Genomic DNA, 16,389 nt, shown 5'->3' with positions numbered 1-16,389 from the left:
CAAGTTAAAAGTTCAGTTTATTGAATTCGATGTAATGCAAGCTGTGCCAAATTAAACAAAGCTTGACGATAAATGCTGTTAGGTAAATGTTCTAAAGCACGAATAGCACTTTCAGTTTCTTCTGTAGCACGTTGACGACAATAATCCAAAGCACCAGAATTATGCACAATTTGAATAACTTGTTCTAAATGTTCCGTACCACCTGTTGCGATACTTTTACGAACGATCTCATGCTGCTCGCCCGTTGTGTTTTGTAAAGCGGAGATTAACGGTAAAGTTGGCTTTCCTTCCATTAAATCATCACCAATATTTTTACCTAATGTTTCGGCATCAGAGGTGTAATCTAAAATATCATCAATGATTTGAAAGGCATTGCCAAAATGACCTGCAAATAAACGCAAGGGTTCACGGTACTCAGGTTTACCTGCTAAAATCGCTGCGCCTTCAGTTGCTAGCTCAAATAATCGTGAAGTTTTACCATGAATAATATCTAAATACGTTTGCTCATCCGTTTCTGGTTGATGCTGTGCTTGCAGTTGTAAAACTTCACCTTCAGCAATCTCGCATGTGCCAGTCGAAAAATCTTTTAGCAATATCATGCTGTCTAAATCAACCAAAAGATCAAAAGCACGAGAAATCAGAAAATCCCCAACTAAAACCGCAGTTTGATTATTCCATGTTGCATTTGCTGTTGGGCGACCACGGCGTAAACCTGATTCATCTACAACATCATCATGTACTAAAGTTGCGGTATGAAGCATTTCTATGATCGCAGCAAGTTTACGATATGCCTCCATATCATGGTCTTGTGCGCCACAGGCTTTTGCTGCAAGTAAGCACATGATCGGGCGCATACGTTTACCGCCTGCTTCAACTACATGTTTACTGACCGCCATCACCAAAGCAACTTTAGAGGTAATTCCTTCATTAATAAATTTATCCATCGCTGCAAAGTCAGTGGCAACAGGCGCGAGAATATCTTGCTTAAAGTCGATGGTCATGTGAAGAAAACCTCATACAAATGCATTTTTAAGTTGTTAGTGTAACAATTAACACCAGTAAATGTTGCGATTGAAAACAGTCATTGTACTGAATCTTAATGAGATGTTCTTAATTTGTCCAAAAACTGATGAAATCTTATCTGTTCTGTAAGTCGTTCTTTTGTGCTACATAGTAGCGAAATTGTATGAAAAATCTATTTTAATTTATGTAAAAAATGAAAAACATGGCTGAATTCAAACATTCAGCATTTAAAAAAGCCCATTATTTTTGAATAAATAATAAACAGATTGAATAATTAGCTAAAATGGCTTGTTGTTTAGCTCATTATCACTTAAAATCTTTGCCCTTGTATAACCCCCAGTAGCGTTCGTTATAAGATCGAAATATTCCTTTTTCGGCACGACGATACGGGCTAGTTGGAGTACATTATGTACGCAGTAATCCAAAGCGGTGGTAAACAGCACCGTGTTGTTGAGGGTGAAACCCTTAAAGTAGAATTATTGAAAGCTGAAACTGGCGCAACGATTACATTTGATGATGTATTAATGGTTGTGAATGGCGAAAGCATTCAAATCGGTGCTCCAGTTGTTGCTGGCGCAAAAGTAACTGCAGAAGTGGTTGGTCATGGTCGTCACGACAAAATCCGTATTGTTAAAATGCGTCGTCGTAAACATTACCGTAAACAACAAGGTCACCGTCAATGGTTCACTGAGTTGAAAATTACTGCGATCGCAGGCTAATCACTAGGAGTAAGTAGACATGGCAACTAAAAAAGCCGGTGGTTCGACACGAAATGGTCGTGATTCAAACCCTAAAATGTTAGGTGTTAAAATGTACGGTGGTCAAGCTGTGACTGCTGGTAACATTATCGTTCGTCAACGTGGTACAGAGTTCCACGCGGGTACAAACGTAGGTATGGGTCGTGACCATACTTTATTTGCTACTGCTGACGGCGTAATCAAATTTGAAGTGAAAGGTCAGTTTGGCCGTCGCTATGTATCTGTTGAAACTGCATAAGTTTTAATGGTATAAAAAACCCGCTTTATCGCGGGTTTTTTTATCATAAAGATCATTAAAAATATGAGATTAAAATGGATATTTATCAAATTGCTTTTGATATTAATAAAAATTTAGATCCTATTAATCAACTTGGTTCTTTTAACACTGGAGTGATAGCAGTACAGCGATCAAAACAAGAAATTCTTGATGAATATTGGTATAACAAAAAGGCTTCAAATTACTAGTCCACCTTTTCATCGTCATTTTATTTTTCATAACGAATTAGAGCAGCTTTGTTTAATTACAGAAGTTGATATTGGAATGGGGATGTGTTCACTTGGAGAAGTTTATGTGAGAAATGTATTGCAGATTATTCGTTATGTCTATGCAAAACCTTATGCCATATTCTTAATTTACAGAAGCCTTGACAAATTTAGTGAGAAAAATAATCTAACTATAAAAGAAGATTTTCATAGTTTTGCTCAAGAGCATTATTTGTATAGTTTTAAAGAATTTGTATGTTCAGAACAAGTGTATCAATTACATCTTAATTATTTTGGTTTTCAGTCAAAACAAGAATACATACAAAATTGTTTAACATTTATTAATGAATTTAGAAAAGAATTGTCTTTCTTTGCAGCACAACGAGAAAGAAGAATTAGTCGGTAGAATATTTAATTACCTCCATCATGATGAATGAATTTCTACAAATTATGCTAATAACAATACAAAACTTCTTATTTTCTCTAATATTAGCGCTAAAATTTGGTTTATGATAAATCATCTAACAAATTGCGATTGAGCAAATATATAAAGGTGAACATATGAATATGCTTCGTAAAACCATGGGCGCAGTAGCAATCAGTGCAACTCTGCTTGCACCTGCGATGAGCACAACAGTTTTTGCTGCAACTGCCGCAACGGAGCAACAAGCTACCAGTAACTTGGTGAAACAGTTAAGCGGAATCCAAAGTTTATCTGCAAACTTTGAGCAAACCACTAAAGCGACAGGTGGTACTAAAGTTGCTCAACAAAAAGGTTTGACAGCACAACACATGAATCAAACCTTTAAAGGGGTGATGAAAGTTGCTCGTCCTGGTAAGTTCTATTGGGAAACAACTTCTCCAGCAAAACAAACCATCGCAACAACAGGTAAAATGGTATGGATCTATGATCCAGACTTACAGCAAGCAGTGCGCCAAAGCTTAGATGAACAAGTGGCAAATACGCCAGCATTGTTACTTTCAGGAAATACAGCGCAAATTCAAAAAGCTTATCGTATTACCCAACCTGACCGTACGAAAACTTATTACACCTTATTCCCTAAAGATAAAGAGGGAGCATTCCAAAGTTTAACCATTAGTTTTGGTGCAAACAAAGCGCCGTCTTTGATGATTTTACAAGACTCATTGGGTCAAACGACACATGTGAAATTTAGCAATGTGAAATTGAATCCATCCATTCCAGCTTCAACTTTCAATTTTGCACCACCGAAAGGCACAGATATTATTGATCAATAATTCTGTATAGATTGAAAGCAGCTTTCGGGCTGCTTTTTTTTATAAAAAATAAAATCAAAATGTAGAGCTGTTTTAAGAATTACATTATGCTCGGTCTAAAATGGAAAGACTTTCTGAGAAAGAAATGCATCATAAAAAACACAATAAAACATTGCATTACCCTAAAATGAATAGGTTTATTTCCTATAAAAATAAATTTCAACAGTGGTTGATCAAGCTGATCGGTCAGATGTTAAGACGCCGGAAAACACATCAAGAAGTCAATATTTATCAAGATAAGATTTATCAACCAGTGAAAGAAACTGAACAGTATGATCTTAAAGTTTACGGAGAGATTCCTAAACAGTTAAATGGATTGTTGCTTCGTATAGGGTCAAATCCAATCCATGTTACACAGCCTCGTTTATTTGATTGGTATCTTGGGGATGGTATGTTACATGCATTAGAACTACAAAACGGTCAAGCATTATCCTTTAAAAGTACATTGCTTGCTACAGATCAAGTACAACAGATAAAAGCTCAGGCACAGATTCAAGGTTTTAGACGGGGCGCACATGACGTTGTAAATACCAATATTTTTGCACATGCAGGTCAGCTTTGGGCAGTGATTGAAGCTGGTGCATTTCCAATCTGTTTAGATAAACAGCTCAACAGTTTACGGTATCAGTTATTTAACAGCGATGCTAATTTACCTTTTACTGCACATCCTCGAAAAGACAGGCAAACGGGGCATTTACATGCTATTTGTTATGATGCTTTAAAATGTAAAAATGCCTACTATGAAGTGATTGATGAAGAAGGACAGTTAATTCATTTTACTGAAATTGAGTTGGCGCATGCACCCATGATTCATGATTGTTTGATTACTGAAAAAGAGATACTCGTATTTGATGGTCCGATTACATTTTCAGTCAAGCATCTGTTACAAGGTGATAGTGTTCCATATACATGGAATCCAAAGAAAATGATGCGTATCGGCATATTGCCTAAATATGCAGATGCTGAACAAATCGTTTGGGTTGAACTAGAACCGTGTTTTGTATTTCATGCTGCAAATGCTTATCGGACGGATCAGGAACAGATTATTATTGATGTTTTGGTACATCATGATGATTTTAGACATGCTCAGTATGCTGCTTATGAGTTACAAAATGCTCAATTAGAACGTTGGTCTGTTGATCTTGCAACACAACAGTTACATAGAGAAGTGTTAGACTCACAAGTTCAAGAATTTCCTAAAATTGATGAGCGTTTTACGGGACTGTCTTATCGTTATTTATACACTTTAAAATTTAGACATCCTGAGGCTTTTAATCAGATGTGCATACATGATTTATTGCTAAAAACATCTATACCTTATGATTTTGGTTTAGGTTGGGGCGTAGGAGAAGTGACCTTTACACCTGAAACGGTGGAGAGTGCAGAAGGGTGTGGTTATTTAATGGCTTATGTACATCGTTTAGATGGTGCTGCTGCAAAAGTTGCTATTTTGAAGGTAAATGGTTTAGAGATTCAACTTCAAGCAGAGATTGATTTAGGCGTGCATATTCCTTTAGGTTTTCATTGTAATTGGGTGAATGATTTTGAGTTAAGTAATTAAATTATTATATTTAAAATTTTAATTTAGAAAAGAAAAATTGAGCGCTTAAACAAGAAATTAAGAAAGCAAAACCGTTAGCAATTACAATAATGAATTTTATTTTGAAATTTCTAGTCTTATGATAGGTGTTATCGCAATACATGTTTGAAAGACATCAGAATGCAAATACATTTAAAAAAAACTTGGATTATTTCAGCGCTATTCTCAGCTTTATTGATGGCTTCAGGTTGTCAAGAAAAGCCTGCATCATCAGCAGATGCACAAGCTTCCAGTAGCCAAGCCAAAACACAGCAGATTCCACTCATTCAAGCCAAAGTTACACGTGTAGAATTACCGAGAAAGCAGTTTTGTGATGAAGATGGATGCACCCAATATGACTTACAAACGGTCAAAACTGATATTGCTTGGATTGATGATTATTTCCTAAATCGCATTAAAAAAGATGTACCGATTGCATTTGAAAAAGATCAAAAAACTACACAAGCTGCCAGTGAAGCTGCTGATCTTAAAGGTCTCAATCAAAATTCAATCTATGTACGCTTTATTTCACAACAATACAACTTAGCGACATTTATGATTCAGTCCTATACCTACGCAGCAGGTGCCGCACATGGAATGTATCATAATGAATATGTGACTTTTGATTTGGGCACACAAAAACGCTTAGCCTTGACTGATATTTTAAAACCGAATGTTGAAACAAAAGTCGCAGAACAGCTTTATGATGCCAACGCCAACTGGTTAACACAGCACGATATTACTCGTGAAAAGTTACAACTCAGTGATAACTATTATTATGGTTCAAAAGGGATTGTATTCGTGTATCCATTGTATGAGTTAGCATCTTATGCAGAAGGCATGACAGAACTCACCTTACCTTATTTGTCTGCAAAAGATTTGGTTAAAGCTGAATATTTACCGAGTTTACCAGTCGTTGAAGCGGTTGCAGAAGAAGCACCTCAAGCGGAATAAGCCAAATTTTCAGCGAATTATCAAAATCTATAGTGTGAGTTGGCTAGGTTACTGTATTTTTTGCAGTGAAGCGCTTACACTATAGACAGTTTTTTTCTCTTATTTAGATTGACTATGATCGACCCGAAATTAATCAGAAATAATATCGAGGCTGTAAATTTAGCCTTAGCAAAACGTGGTGTGCAACTCAATGTAGAAGAATGGGCATCACTAGAAGCTCGTCGTAAAGAGATTCAGTCTCGTACTGAAAATTTACAGGCAGAACGTAATTCGGGTGCAAAACAAGTTGGTCAAATCAAAAAAGCAGGTGGTGATGCCTCTGAAATCATGGCACGCATGTCTGCGATTGGTGATGAAATCAAAGCTGCTGAAGCTGAGTTGAATGAGTTACAGGCCGAGCTTGATGCAAAACTCATGTCTATTCCAAATATGCCACATGAGTCTGTGCCTGAGGGTAAAGACGAAAGTGATAATGTTGAAATCTTGAAATGGGGTACGCCTCGTGAGTTTGATTTCGAGATCAAAGACCATACTGATCTTGGCGAAATGATGAGTGGTTTGGAGTTTGAAACTGCCACTAAACTTACAGGTACACGTTTTAGTGTGTTGAAAGGACCATTAGCGCGTTTGCAACGCGCATTGACCCAATTCATGTTGGATACGCACACACTTAAGAATGGTTATACCGAAGCCTATGTTCCTTATTTAGTGAATGCGGATTCTTTACGTGGTACAGGTCAATTGCCTAAATTTGAAGAAGATTTATTCAAATTACAAGGTGAGAAAGAATATTACTTGATTCCAACCGCAGAAGTTCCAGTGACTAACTTCGTACGTGATGAAATTGTTGATCCTGAACGTTTACCATTGAAATATGCTGCGCATACACCATGTTTCCGTAGTGAAGCAGGTTCTTATGGTCGTGATACCCGTGGTTTGATTCGTCAACATCAATTCGACAAAGTTGAAATGGTACAAATCGTTAAACCTGAAGATTCTATGCAAGCTTTGGAAGACTTAACAGGTCATGCTGAAGGCATCTTACAAGCTCTGGGTTTGCCATACCGTAAAATCGTATTGTGTGGTGGTGACATGGGCTTTGGCGCATGCAAAACTTACGACTTGGAAGTTTGGGTGCCGAGCCAAAATACCTATCGTGAAATTTCTTCATGTTCAAATATGTGGGATTTCCAAGCACGCCGTATGAAAGCACGTTATCGTGCAGACCAAAAGAAAACTGAACTGTTACATACTTTGAATGGTTCAGGTTTGGCAGTAGGTCGTACTTTATTGGCAGTCATGGAAAACTATCAACGTGCGGACGGTTCGATTGAAATTCCTGAAGTATTACGCCCGTATATGGCGGGTGCGACATTTATTGACTAAGCTTTAGAATAGTCAGTGAGATCATAAGCCAAATTTAATATTTGGCTTATTTTTTGTATAGATAAAATAATCAACACACTTTAACTTTCCAATGGTGAAAATGACATGGATGTACTCATTTATAATGAGCTTGAAACGGAAAAAATATCAGGCTTTGGAAAGCTTATTGATTATTTAAAACAGGATGATTTTAAATCTGCAGAAGTTAAAAAGATTCAGCCGAATTTATATCGTGCCAAGTTAAATCGTAGTGATCGTATTTTATTTTCAATTTATCAATACCAAAATAAAAACTATATTTTAATTTTAGAATATTTAAAAAAGCATGATTATCAAGGTTCACGTTTTCTCAATGCAGACATTGAAATTAATGAAGATTTAATTCCTGTGATCGAATCAGTCGAAGAAATTCAGGCTGATGAAAAAATGGTCTATGTGAATAGTAATAATCCGCAGTTTGTTTATTTAAATAAATTCATTTCGTTTGATGATGTACAACAATATATTTATAAGCAATACCCGCCTTTGGTGATTATCGGCTCAGCAGGTAGTGGTAAAACTGCGATTTTATTGGAGAAAATAAAACAGCTTGAAGGGCAAATTCTGTATGTGACTTTATCTTCATTCTTGGTGAAAAATTCAAGAGAGCTGTATTATTCAGAACATTATTATAATGATAAGCAATTGGTTGATTTTTATTCATATCAAGATTTTTTAGAAAGTATAGCTGTACCACAGCAGAATATTGCTGATATTGATTATTTTATGTCGTGGTATAAGGAAAATTATAAACATAAATTCAGTGCACACAGTATTTATGAAGAATTTAAAGGTGTACTGACAGGGGCAATGACTGATCAAGCCTATTTATCTGAACAAGGTTATTTGGCTTTAGGGGTGAAACAGTCGATTTTTCATGTTGATGAACGTGCAGAAGTTTATGCCATTTTTAAACATTATTTACACGATTTAGAAAAACAAAATTTGGCGGATTTAAATATCCTCAGTTATGAGTATTTGAGCAAAGTCAAACCAAGTTATGATTTTGTGGTCATTGATGAAGTACAGGACATTACTGCAATTCAGTTATATTTGATTCTCAATAGCTTGAGTCAAAAAGGGCTATTTCTGATGTGTGGTGATGCCAATCAAATTGTGCATCCCAACTTCTTCTCATGGGCAAAAGTTAAAAGCCTGTTCCATCGGCATGAAGAATTGCATCATGGTGCAGAAATTACCCATATATTGCAACACAATTACCGTAATGCACAGCGGATTACTGAGATTTCAAATCGAGTATTATTGCTGAAAAATGCTCGTTTTGGTTCGATTGATAAAGAAAGTCATTATTTGGTACAGAGTAATGCTGAGATTCAAGGCGGGGTATATTTCCTAAAAAATCGTCCTGAGATCTTGCATGAACTCGATAAAAAAACTTCAGTATCTACACAGTTTGCTGTGGTGGTGATGCATGAAGAACAGAAAAAAATGGCACAGCGTGTGTTTAAAACACCCTTGGTTTTCGCCATCCAAGAAGCCAAAGGTTTAGAATATCAAAACATTATTTTATATAACTTTATTAGCCAATCCGCAGTGCATTTTAGTGAAATTTGCAGTGATGTTTCAGTGCAAGATTTACAGCATGATTTCACTTATGCTCGAAATAAAGACAAAGCCGATAAATCACTTGAAATTTATAAGTTTTATATCAATGCCTTATATGTCGGTTTAACACGAGCAATGTCCAATATTTATTGGGTTGAGCAACAAGATCAGCATAAAATTTTCCAACTGCTTGGTATGGATCAAGCAGCGCAAAGCTTGGATTTGGCAGATCAACAATCTAGTTTAAAAGAATGGCAAAAAGAAGCACAAAAGCTTGAATTACAAGGTAAAAAAGAGCAAGCAGAACGTATTCGTCGTGAAATTTTAAAAGAAGAAATACCCAATTGGGTGGTGTTAAAAGACAGTGAGTTAAAGCATTTAGAACATAAAGCCTTGATTGAAAAAGATAAGAAAGCACAACTGGCGTTGTTTGAATATGCTGTGATCTATCAACATCAGGCGTATTTGGTACAGTTGGCGGAAGTCGGTTTTAAACCCGCAATCAGTGTGTTTAATGAGCGTTGGCAAGTACGAGCGCAAAAAGCTGAGCAAGGGTTGTTGTCTAAATATTATATGAATTATCAGGTAAAGCATCCGACTGCTTTACTGAAAAAAATTGAAAAATTCGGGATTAATCACCGCAATGAATTTAATCAAACGCCATTGATGGCAGCGGTGTGGGCGGGGAATCGTGACTTTTATCAGCAGCTTTTGCAAGATGGTGCAGATGCCGATGTACTCGATGGGCAAAATTTAAATGTTTTACAAATCGCTTTACAGCGTGCCATTACTCAGCCGAAATATGCACCCAATTTAGTTGGATTCGCTGCACTTTTACCACAAGACAGTATCGTCTTACAGATACATCAGCGTTTATTTAAATTAGAATCCCATCAGCCTGAATACATGATTTTTCAACTGATGTATGTCATGAGTTTGATTGATGGTTATCAGCGTTATGCGCGTTGGGAAAAGGCATTTGATAGTGCCTTATTGTTGGATTATCTCAGTCTATTACCAAAATCTTTCTATGAATTAAAACGTCAAAAACGGACTTATATCAGTGCATTATTATCGAAGAATGAAGTCGAGAGCATTGATAAATATAGTAAATATCTATTTAAACGTTTAGCTCGCGGGCAATATGTATTGAATCCAGAATTAGTGATTAAAGTGAATGGTGAATGGCATCCAATTTACCAAAGTATGAACGTACAACGGGTTGATTTTTATATGGATGAATATGATGAAAATGAACCAACAGCAGATCTGCATTGGGAAGCTACGAGGAAGCGTGTCAATCAGTTTAATCGAAATCGTTCATCAAGCTTTTTTGATTTAATTGGACGGGCGTATAATGATAAGATTGAGACTTAAGGCTATAGGGGTATTCAGTTGGACATTTTTCCCATCTCATTAAAATTACAAGGTCAAGCTTGCTTATTGGTGGGTGGTGGTCATATTGCTTATCGTAAAGCACTGTTATTAGCCAAAGCAGGAGCAATCATTCATGTGGTATCACCTGAGATTGAGCCTGATTTAATCGAGATTGTGCATTCAACACATGGACAATATCATGCTGAAAAATTTAATGCTGACATTAGCCTAAGCAGTTATCGCTTGGTGATCGCAGCAACCAATGATAAAGCCGTCAATCAGAATGTTTTTGAAGCTTGTGAAAATTTGAATGTTTTAGTGAATAGTGTTGATGATCCACCTCACTGTCGCTTCATGGTACCCGCAATTATCGACCGTTCGCCATTGGTAGTTTCTGTTGCGACCAATGGCGCTTCTCCTGTTTTGGCACGTCAGATACGTACCCAACTTGAAGCTTCTATTCCGCATGGTATGGGGAAATTGGCTGATTTTTCAGGAAAATGGCGCAAGATCGTAAAAGAAAAAATTTCCAACCCTGACGAACGCCGTATTTTTTGGGAAGATTTATATGCAAGTCCGCTCAAAGAACAGGTATTTAATGATCATGTGACTGAAGCGGATCTCTTAATTGAGCAGGCTTTAACAGAATGGCAAAAACCGAAAGGTGAAGTTTATCTAGTTGGTGCAGGTCCAGGTGATCCAGAATTATTGACTTTAAAAGCATTGCGACTAATGCAACAAGCCGATGTGATTATTTATGATCGTTTGGTCTCGCCTGAGATTATGGAACTTTGTCGTCGTGATGCAGAAAAAGTCTATGTGGGCAAAGCACGGTCTAATCATTCAGTGCCACAAGATGGTATTAATGCACTATTGGTACAATATGCTGTACAGGGTAAACGTGTTTGTCGCTTAAAAGGTGGAGATCCATTTATCTTTGGGCGGGGTGGTGAGGAAATTCAGGAATTATTTGATGCAGGCATTGCCTTTCAAGTGGTTCCGGGAATCACTGCTGCATCAGGTTGTTCTGCTTATGCGGGCATTCCACTAACACATCGTGATTATGCGCAAAGTGTACGTTTTCTTACAGGACATTTAAAAGAAGGTTCGCCTGAGTTGCCTTGGCAAGAGTTAGTCTATGAAAATCAAACCCTTGTGCTGTATATGGGCTTGGTTGGTTTAGAAAAGATTTGTGAGAAACTGATTGCGCATGGACAACGTGCAAATATGCCTGTTGCACTGATTTCCAAAGGTACCACACCAGAACAAAAAGTGGTGGTCGGCACTTTGGCTGACATTGCCTCTAAAGTAGAAGCAAATCATATTCAAGCACCGACTTTAACCATTATTGGTGAAGTGGTGAGTTTACGTGAACAGTTACAGTGGCGATAACACTCTGACTTTCACTACAAAATAGGTCAATCTCCTGTGATACATGTTGTTTTATTCGAACCCGAAATTCCTGCAAATACAGGGAATATTATCCGTTTATGCGCCAATACTGGGGCGCAATTACATTTGGTCAAGCCTTTAGGTTTTGAGTTGGATGATAAAAAATTACGCCGTGCAGGTTTGGATTATCATGAATGGGCACATATGAAAGTCTGGGAAAATTTTGCAGAATGTCTTACCCATTTAAAAGCACAAGGCATTGATCAGGATGCAATTTATCCTTTAACCACCAAAGGTTATGAAACACCACATACGTCGAATTTAAATCGTTCAGTGGCTTTGCTTATGGGACCTGAAACTCGTGGTTTGCCTGAAGACGTTCGTATGATGTTTCCCAAAGCGCATTGGATTCGTTTACCGATGGCACCAAATTCACGTAGTTTGAATTTATCCAATGCGACTGCAATTATTCTGTATGAAGCTTGGCGTCAGCAGGGTTTTAAGGAAATGAAATAATTCAATATATTGAAATGCTCATAAACATGGGCATTTTCTATAAAGTCCAAAGATTCAAATCCTAAATTATTGGCTGGATTCATCATATTTTCTTTGTGCGTCAAGTACATATTGCATATGACTTTCAGCCCAAAGTTTAAATTGAAAAGCTGTTTCGGCTAGTTCTTTTCCTAAAGGCGTTAATGAGTATTCGACTTTAATGGGGCGAGTATCTAAGGTTTTACGATCAATAAAACCATCTCTTTCTAGCATTTTGAGTTTTTGTGAAAGTACTTTAGGAGAGATTCCGATGATGGCTTTTTTTAAAGAATTGAAATGTTGAGCTTGTACTTTCAGTGTATCTAAAATAAACAGTACCCATTTATCTGCCATATTGTCAAAAAATAAGCGAGAAGGGCAATTGGGATGATACACATTAAAATTCAAATGATTAGTCATTTTCATGCTCCAATGAATGCATGAAGTAAAGCATAACATAGAATAGTTACCAAATAGTAACTAATTGACAGTTAGTTTCAAAAATATATTATATGAAAATCCTCTTTATTTTGAGCAAAAAAATGTCAAAAGTCGCTGTGGTTTATTATTCAGGTTATGGTCATACAAAAGTAATTGCTGAGAATTTTGCTCAAGAAATTCAAGCAGACTTAATTGAAGTTGATTCACAAGGAAATATTACTGAACAAGAATGGCAAACATTAGACCAATCAGATGCGATTGTTTTTGGTGCACCAACATATATGGCTTCTACTCCATGGCAATTTAAAAAATTTGCAGATGATTCATCGAAACGTTGGTTTACCCGCGCTTGGCAAGATAAAATTTTTGGTGGTTTTACCAATAGTGGCAGTATGAATGGTGATAAGCAAATGACCTTGATACAAATGCAAGCACTCGCTTCACAACATGGTGGCATTTGGGTGAGCTTGGGAATTCTGCCTTCAAATACAAAAGCAGCAACATCAAACGATATTAACTATATGGGCAGTTTTGCTGGTGCGATGGTGCAAAGCCCAGCAGATGCCTCTACTCATGAAATTCCACAAGGTGGGTTGGATACTGTTAGAGCTTATGCAAAACGTATTCAGACAATTACAGATCGTTTTGTTGGTTGATAGATTCTAAGTAAAACAAAAGGTGCATTTAGCACCTTTTGTTATTTTGATCTTTTTAAATCAATGATTACTCATGTTCATTATGCTGTGGTGCTGGGTAACGGAAACCTTTGGTTTTATAACCTAAATACAGGATACCGAACATTGCCCACCATAGACCAAATTTTAATGCAGTTTCTTCAATTTCAAGCCACATTGCAAAGATACTGATAAAACCAAGAAGTGGAATAATCACAAAACTAAGAATATCTTTGAATGATTTGGTTCGACCATCACGTAATGCATATCGAGAAATTACCGACAAGTTCACAAATGTAAATGCTGTTAAAGCACCGAAACTGATCATAGAAATGACAATATCAAGATCCATGAAGCCAGCTGTTAATGCAACAGCACCTACAATTAAAATATTGTATGAGGGTGTGTAGTTTTTCGAACTGATATGACCAAAGATTTTTTTGTTAATCACACCATCACGCCCCATCACATACATTAAACGTGATACGCCAGCATGGGCTGAGATGCCTGAAGCCATGACTGTGACAATTGCAAAATACAGCACCACTGTTTTAAACGCGACGCCCCCAACAGCTTGTAAGATATCAGGTTGAGTTGCTGCAACATCCGCAAAATAAGTCTTAGGATCATTTGGGAAGTAAATCTGCATGAAATAGGTGCTGACAATAAAAATAACCCCAGCAAATAATGCAGTCATAAAGATCGCACGAGGTAAGGTCTTTTCAGTGTCTTTGGTTTCTTCTGCAAGTGAGCTTAAAGAGTCAAAACCTGTGAAAGAAAAACACAGGAGTGTTGCACCTGTAATCAATGGACCTAGACTGGTCATCTCATTCCAAAAAGGTTCTAAACTCCACAGCTGATATTTGGCATTGACCAAAGTACCATCAGCATTGACACCACTGGCAAGCAGTTGATAGACCATCCAAGTAAAATAAGCGATGACACCCAATTGCACAAAAACAATGAGACTGTTGAAATTTGCAACAAACTTCGCACCGCGTAAATTCACTGCAGTCATAACTGCTGTTAATCCAACCACCCATACCCAATGGTTTACGTCAGGAAAAAGTGCTTCCAGATAGATCACAGCTAAGATGATATTGACCATTGGAGAGAGTAAATAATCTAACCATGATGACCAGCCCACCATAAATCCGACGTTAGGGTGAATAGATTTTTGCGCATAAGTATAGGCAGAACCCGAAGAAGGATATCGACGGATCATATGACCATAACTAATGGAGGTAAATAAAATTGCAACTAAAGCAATAATATATGAAGTAGGAACATGGAAATGACTTTCTTCTGACACTAACCCAAAAGTATCAAAAAGCGTCATAGGTTGAATATAAGCCAAACCGATAATAATGATGTGCCAGAAACCTAGCGTTTTTTGCAGTTTAGCTGCCGATTGAGTCCCAGTGTTAATTGTCAACGGCGTTATCCTCTTAATCGTTGATCAAGGATCAGTCATATATCTAAGGATCGTTTGAGACGAACGATCCCCCCTACAAATAAAACAAAAGTGCGCCAATCTACTCCAAATGCAAACTTTTGTCAGTAACTTTACGCATTTTTTTAGCAGAAAATATGCTACTTGGTACAAAATTAAGCCAAATTTATTTTCCACAAATGAAAAGCCTGATGTTTTGAAACACCAGGCTTATTTACAGCGTATATTGGCTTATTATTTGGTAATTACCAAGCTTTTTCTAAAATAGATTTGAGGTCTTTAAAGTTGGCTTCTTTCAGATTGTAAATGATTGAACCATCATTTAAGGCTTTCTCAGCAATTTCCTCAAACTGTTCTTTGCTGACTTTACCTGTTTCACTTAACGTACGTGGTAGCTTAGTCAAGGTATAAATACGATCACGCATTGTATTTAAAAATTCAATCGCTTTATTTGCACGTTGATTTGCAGGGGTTTGTGCATAAATGTCAGCACCTGCAAGAGGTAATAACAAGTCTGCAATTTTATCGCCATTCACATCTTTATTGTATTCAAGTACATATGGAAGGAATAGGTTCATACATAAACCATGCGGCAGGTGTGCAACCGCACCTAAAGCATGACCCAGTGAATGTACGATACCCACCATAGAGTTAGAAAATGCAATCCCAGCCATAGTAGAAGCTTGTGCTAACTCTAAACGCCCTTGTGCATCACTTGGATTATCTAAAACATTGAATAGATTGGCACTGATCTTTTTAATCGCAGCTGTAGCATAGGCATCTGAAATTGGATTTGCAGCCATACAGGTATACGCTTCAACAGCATGTGTCATAGCATCCATTGCTGTCATTGCTGTCAAGTGTGGTGGCAATGTTTGTGTCATACGTGGGTCTAAAATCGCAGCATGTGGCATCAAATAGTTTGATGCAAATGCCATTTTGACATGCTTTTGATTATCTGAAACCACAGCGACCATTGTGACCTCAGAACCAGTACCCGATGTGGTTGGAATCACAAAAAAAGGTTTCAGTGGACGAGGTAAATTGTGTGCACCAGAATATTTAGTCAGGTCATCACCGCCTTCGGTTACTAAGATATTAGACGCTTTAGCTGTATCGATCACAGAACCGCCACCTACAGCGATGATCGCATCACAGTTGTTGGCACGGTATGCTTGTGCAACTGCGCGCACTGTTTCTAAGCTTGAATCAGGGGGAACATCATCAAAAATAAAACCTACTTCTACTTCGGTTGAGCTAAATGCAGCTTCAATTGGAGCCAATAAGTTATTGGTACGCACGCCTTTATCCGTGATGATCATTGGGCGTTTTGCACCCAGTGATGATAATTCATAAGGAATATGTTCCAGTGCAGCATGACCAGCAATGACTTTTACAGGACAAAAAAATTCGTAATACGCTTTAGCAGCCATG

Annotated in this window: 16 protein-coding genes; 12 read left to right on the top strand and 4 right to left on the bottom strand. The window is 37.3% G+C overall.

Features of this window, described 5'->3' with window-relative positions; all coding sequences use genetic code 11:
* Nucleotides 1-17: 17 nt before the first annotated feature.
* The gene (sdsA, locus tag DJ533_RS13900) at nt 18-1,001 is read right to left on the bottom strand and encodes an All-trans-nonaprenyl-diphosphate synthase (protein ID WP_065994949.1); all 984 of its coding nucleotides are present in this window, start codon (nt 999-1,001) and stop codon (nt 18-20) included.
* A 429-nt stretch (nt 1,002-1,430) separates the two neighbouring features.
* On the opposite strand from sdsA, the gene rplU reads away from it, so the two are divergent.
* From rplU to DJ533_RS13850, 11 genes are all read left to right on the top strand, one after another.
* Nucleotides 1,431-1,742, top strand: a complete 312-nt coding sequence (rplU, locus tag DJ533_RS13895) for a 50S ribosomal protein L21 (RefSeq protein ID WP_010113102.1) — start codon at nt 1,431-1,433, stop codon at nt 1,740-1,742.
* Nucleotides 1,743-1,761: 19 nt separating this feature from the next.
* Complete coding sequence (gene rpmA, locus DJ533_RS13890) at nt 1,762-2,019, top strand: 50S ribosomal protein L27 (RefSeq protein WP_065994948.1); 258 nt, start codon at nt 1,762-1,764, stop codon at nt 2,017-2,019.
* A gap of 74 nt (nt 2,020-2,093) precedes the next feature.
* Nucleotides 2,094-2,246: a hypothetical protein gene (locus tag DJ533_RS18720; protein WP_171488567.1), complete on the top strand. Its 153-nt coding sequence runs from the start codon at nt 2,094-2,096 to the stop codon at nt 2,244-2,246.
* On the top strand, nt 2,209-2,670 hold the full coding sequence (locus DJ533_RS13885; RefSeq protein WP_065994947.1) for a hypothetical protein: 462 nt from the start codon (nt 2,209-2,211) through the stop codon (nt 2,668-2,670). The genes DJ533_RS18720 and DJ533_RS13885 overlap by 38 nt, the downstream gene beginning before the upstream one ends.
* A gap of 155 nt (nt 2,671-2,825) precedes the next feature.
* The gene (gene lolA / locus DJ533_RS13880; protein WP_065994946.1) at nt 2,826-3,521 is read left to right on the top strand and encodes an outer membrane lipoprotein chaperone LolA; all 696 of its coding nucleotides are present in this window, start codon (nt 2,826-2,828) and stop codon (nt 3,519-3,521) included.
* Between the two features lie 166 nt (nt 3,522-3,687).
* On the top strand, nt 3,688-5,121 hold the full coding sequence (locus DJ533_RS13875) for a carotenoid oxygenase family protein (RefSeq protein ID WP_407647700.1): 1,434 nt from the start codon (nt 3,688-3,690) through the stop codon (nt 5,119-5,121).
* A 159-nt stretch (nt 5,122-5,280) separates the two neighbouring features.
* Nucleotides 5,281-6,093, top strand: a complete 813-nt coding sequence (locus DJ533_RS13870; protein WP_065994945.1) for an RsiV family protein — start codon at nt 5,281-5,283, stop codon at nt 6,091-6,093.
* Nucleotides 6,094-6,207: 114 nt separating this feature from the next.
* Entirely contained in the window at nt 6,208-7,479 is a 1,272-nt protein-coding gene (gene serS / locus DJ533_RS13865) for a serine--tRNA ligase (protein WP_065994944.1), read from the top strand.
* Nucleotides 7,480-7,584: 105 nt separating this feature from the next.
* Nucleotides 7,585-10,461 (top strand): UvrD-helicase domain-containing protein, encoded by a 2,877-nt coding sequence (locus DJ533_RS13860; protein WP_065994943.1) that lies wholly within the window; start codon nt 7,585-7,587, stop codon nt 10,459-10,461.
* 18 nt (nt 10,462-10,479) lie between these two features.
* A complete protein-coding gene (gene cysG / locus DJ533_RS13855) occupies nt 10,480-11,853 on the top strand; it encodes a siroheme synthase CysG (protein WP_065994942.1) in 1,374 nt (457 codons plus the stop codon).
* Nucleotides 11,854-11,889: 36 nt separating this feature from the next.
* The gene (locus DJ533_RS13850) at nt 11,890-12,369 is read left to right on the top strand and encodes a tRNA (cytidine(34)-2'-O)-methyltransferase (RefSeq protein ID WP_065994941.1); all 480 of its coding nucleotides are present in this window, start codon (nt 11,890-11,892) and stop codon (nt 12,367-12,369) included.
* A gap of 66 nt (nt 12,370-12,435) precedes the next feature.
* Here DJ533_RS13850 and DJ533_RS13845 read toward each other — a convergent pair whose 3' ends face one another.
* Nucleotides 12,436-12,807 carry a winged helix-turn-helix transcriptional regulator gene (locus DJ533_RS13845; protein ID WP_065994940.1) on the bottom strand — a complete coding sequence of 124 codons (372 nt, stop codon included), beginning with the start codon at nt 12,805-12,807 and terminating at the stop codon, nt 12,436-12,438.
* A 122-nt stretch (nt 12,808-12,929) separates the two neighbouring features.
* Between DJ533_RS13845 and DJ533_RS13840 the strand changes: the two genes are divergently transcribed.
* Complete coding sequence (locus tag DJ533_RS13840) at nt 12,930-13,484, top strand: flavodoxin family protein (protein ID WP_065994939.1); 555 nt, start codon at nt 12,930-12,932, stop codon at nt 13,482-13,484.
* Nucleotides 13,485-13,551: 67 nt separating this feature from the next.
* Here the strand turns inward: DJ533_RS13840 and DJ533_RS13835 are convergent, their stop codons facing one another.
* Entirely contained in the window at nt 13,552-14,937 is a 1,386-nt protein-coding gene (locus tag DJ533_RS13835) for an APC family permease (protein ID WP_065994938.1), read from the bottom strand.
* Nucleotides 14,938-15,200: 263 nt separating this feature from the next.
* Nucleotides 15,201-16,388 (bottom strand): iron-containing alcohol dehydrogenase, encoded by a 1,188-nt coding sequence (locus tag DJ533_RS13830; protein WP_065994937.1) that lies wholly within the window; start codon nt 16,386-16,388, stop codon nt 15,201-15,203.
* Between the last annotated feature and the right edge of the window lies 1 nt (nt 16,389).

The organism is Acinetobacter defluvii (assembly GCF_001704615.3).
GTDB lineage: Bacteria > Pseudomonadota > Gammaproteobacteria > Pseudomonadales > Moraxellaceae > Acinetobacter > Acinetobacter defluvii.
The sequence above is the reverse complement of the archived record's forward strand: the minus strand, read 5'-3'. Positions and strand labels throughout refer to the sequence as shown.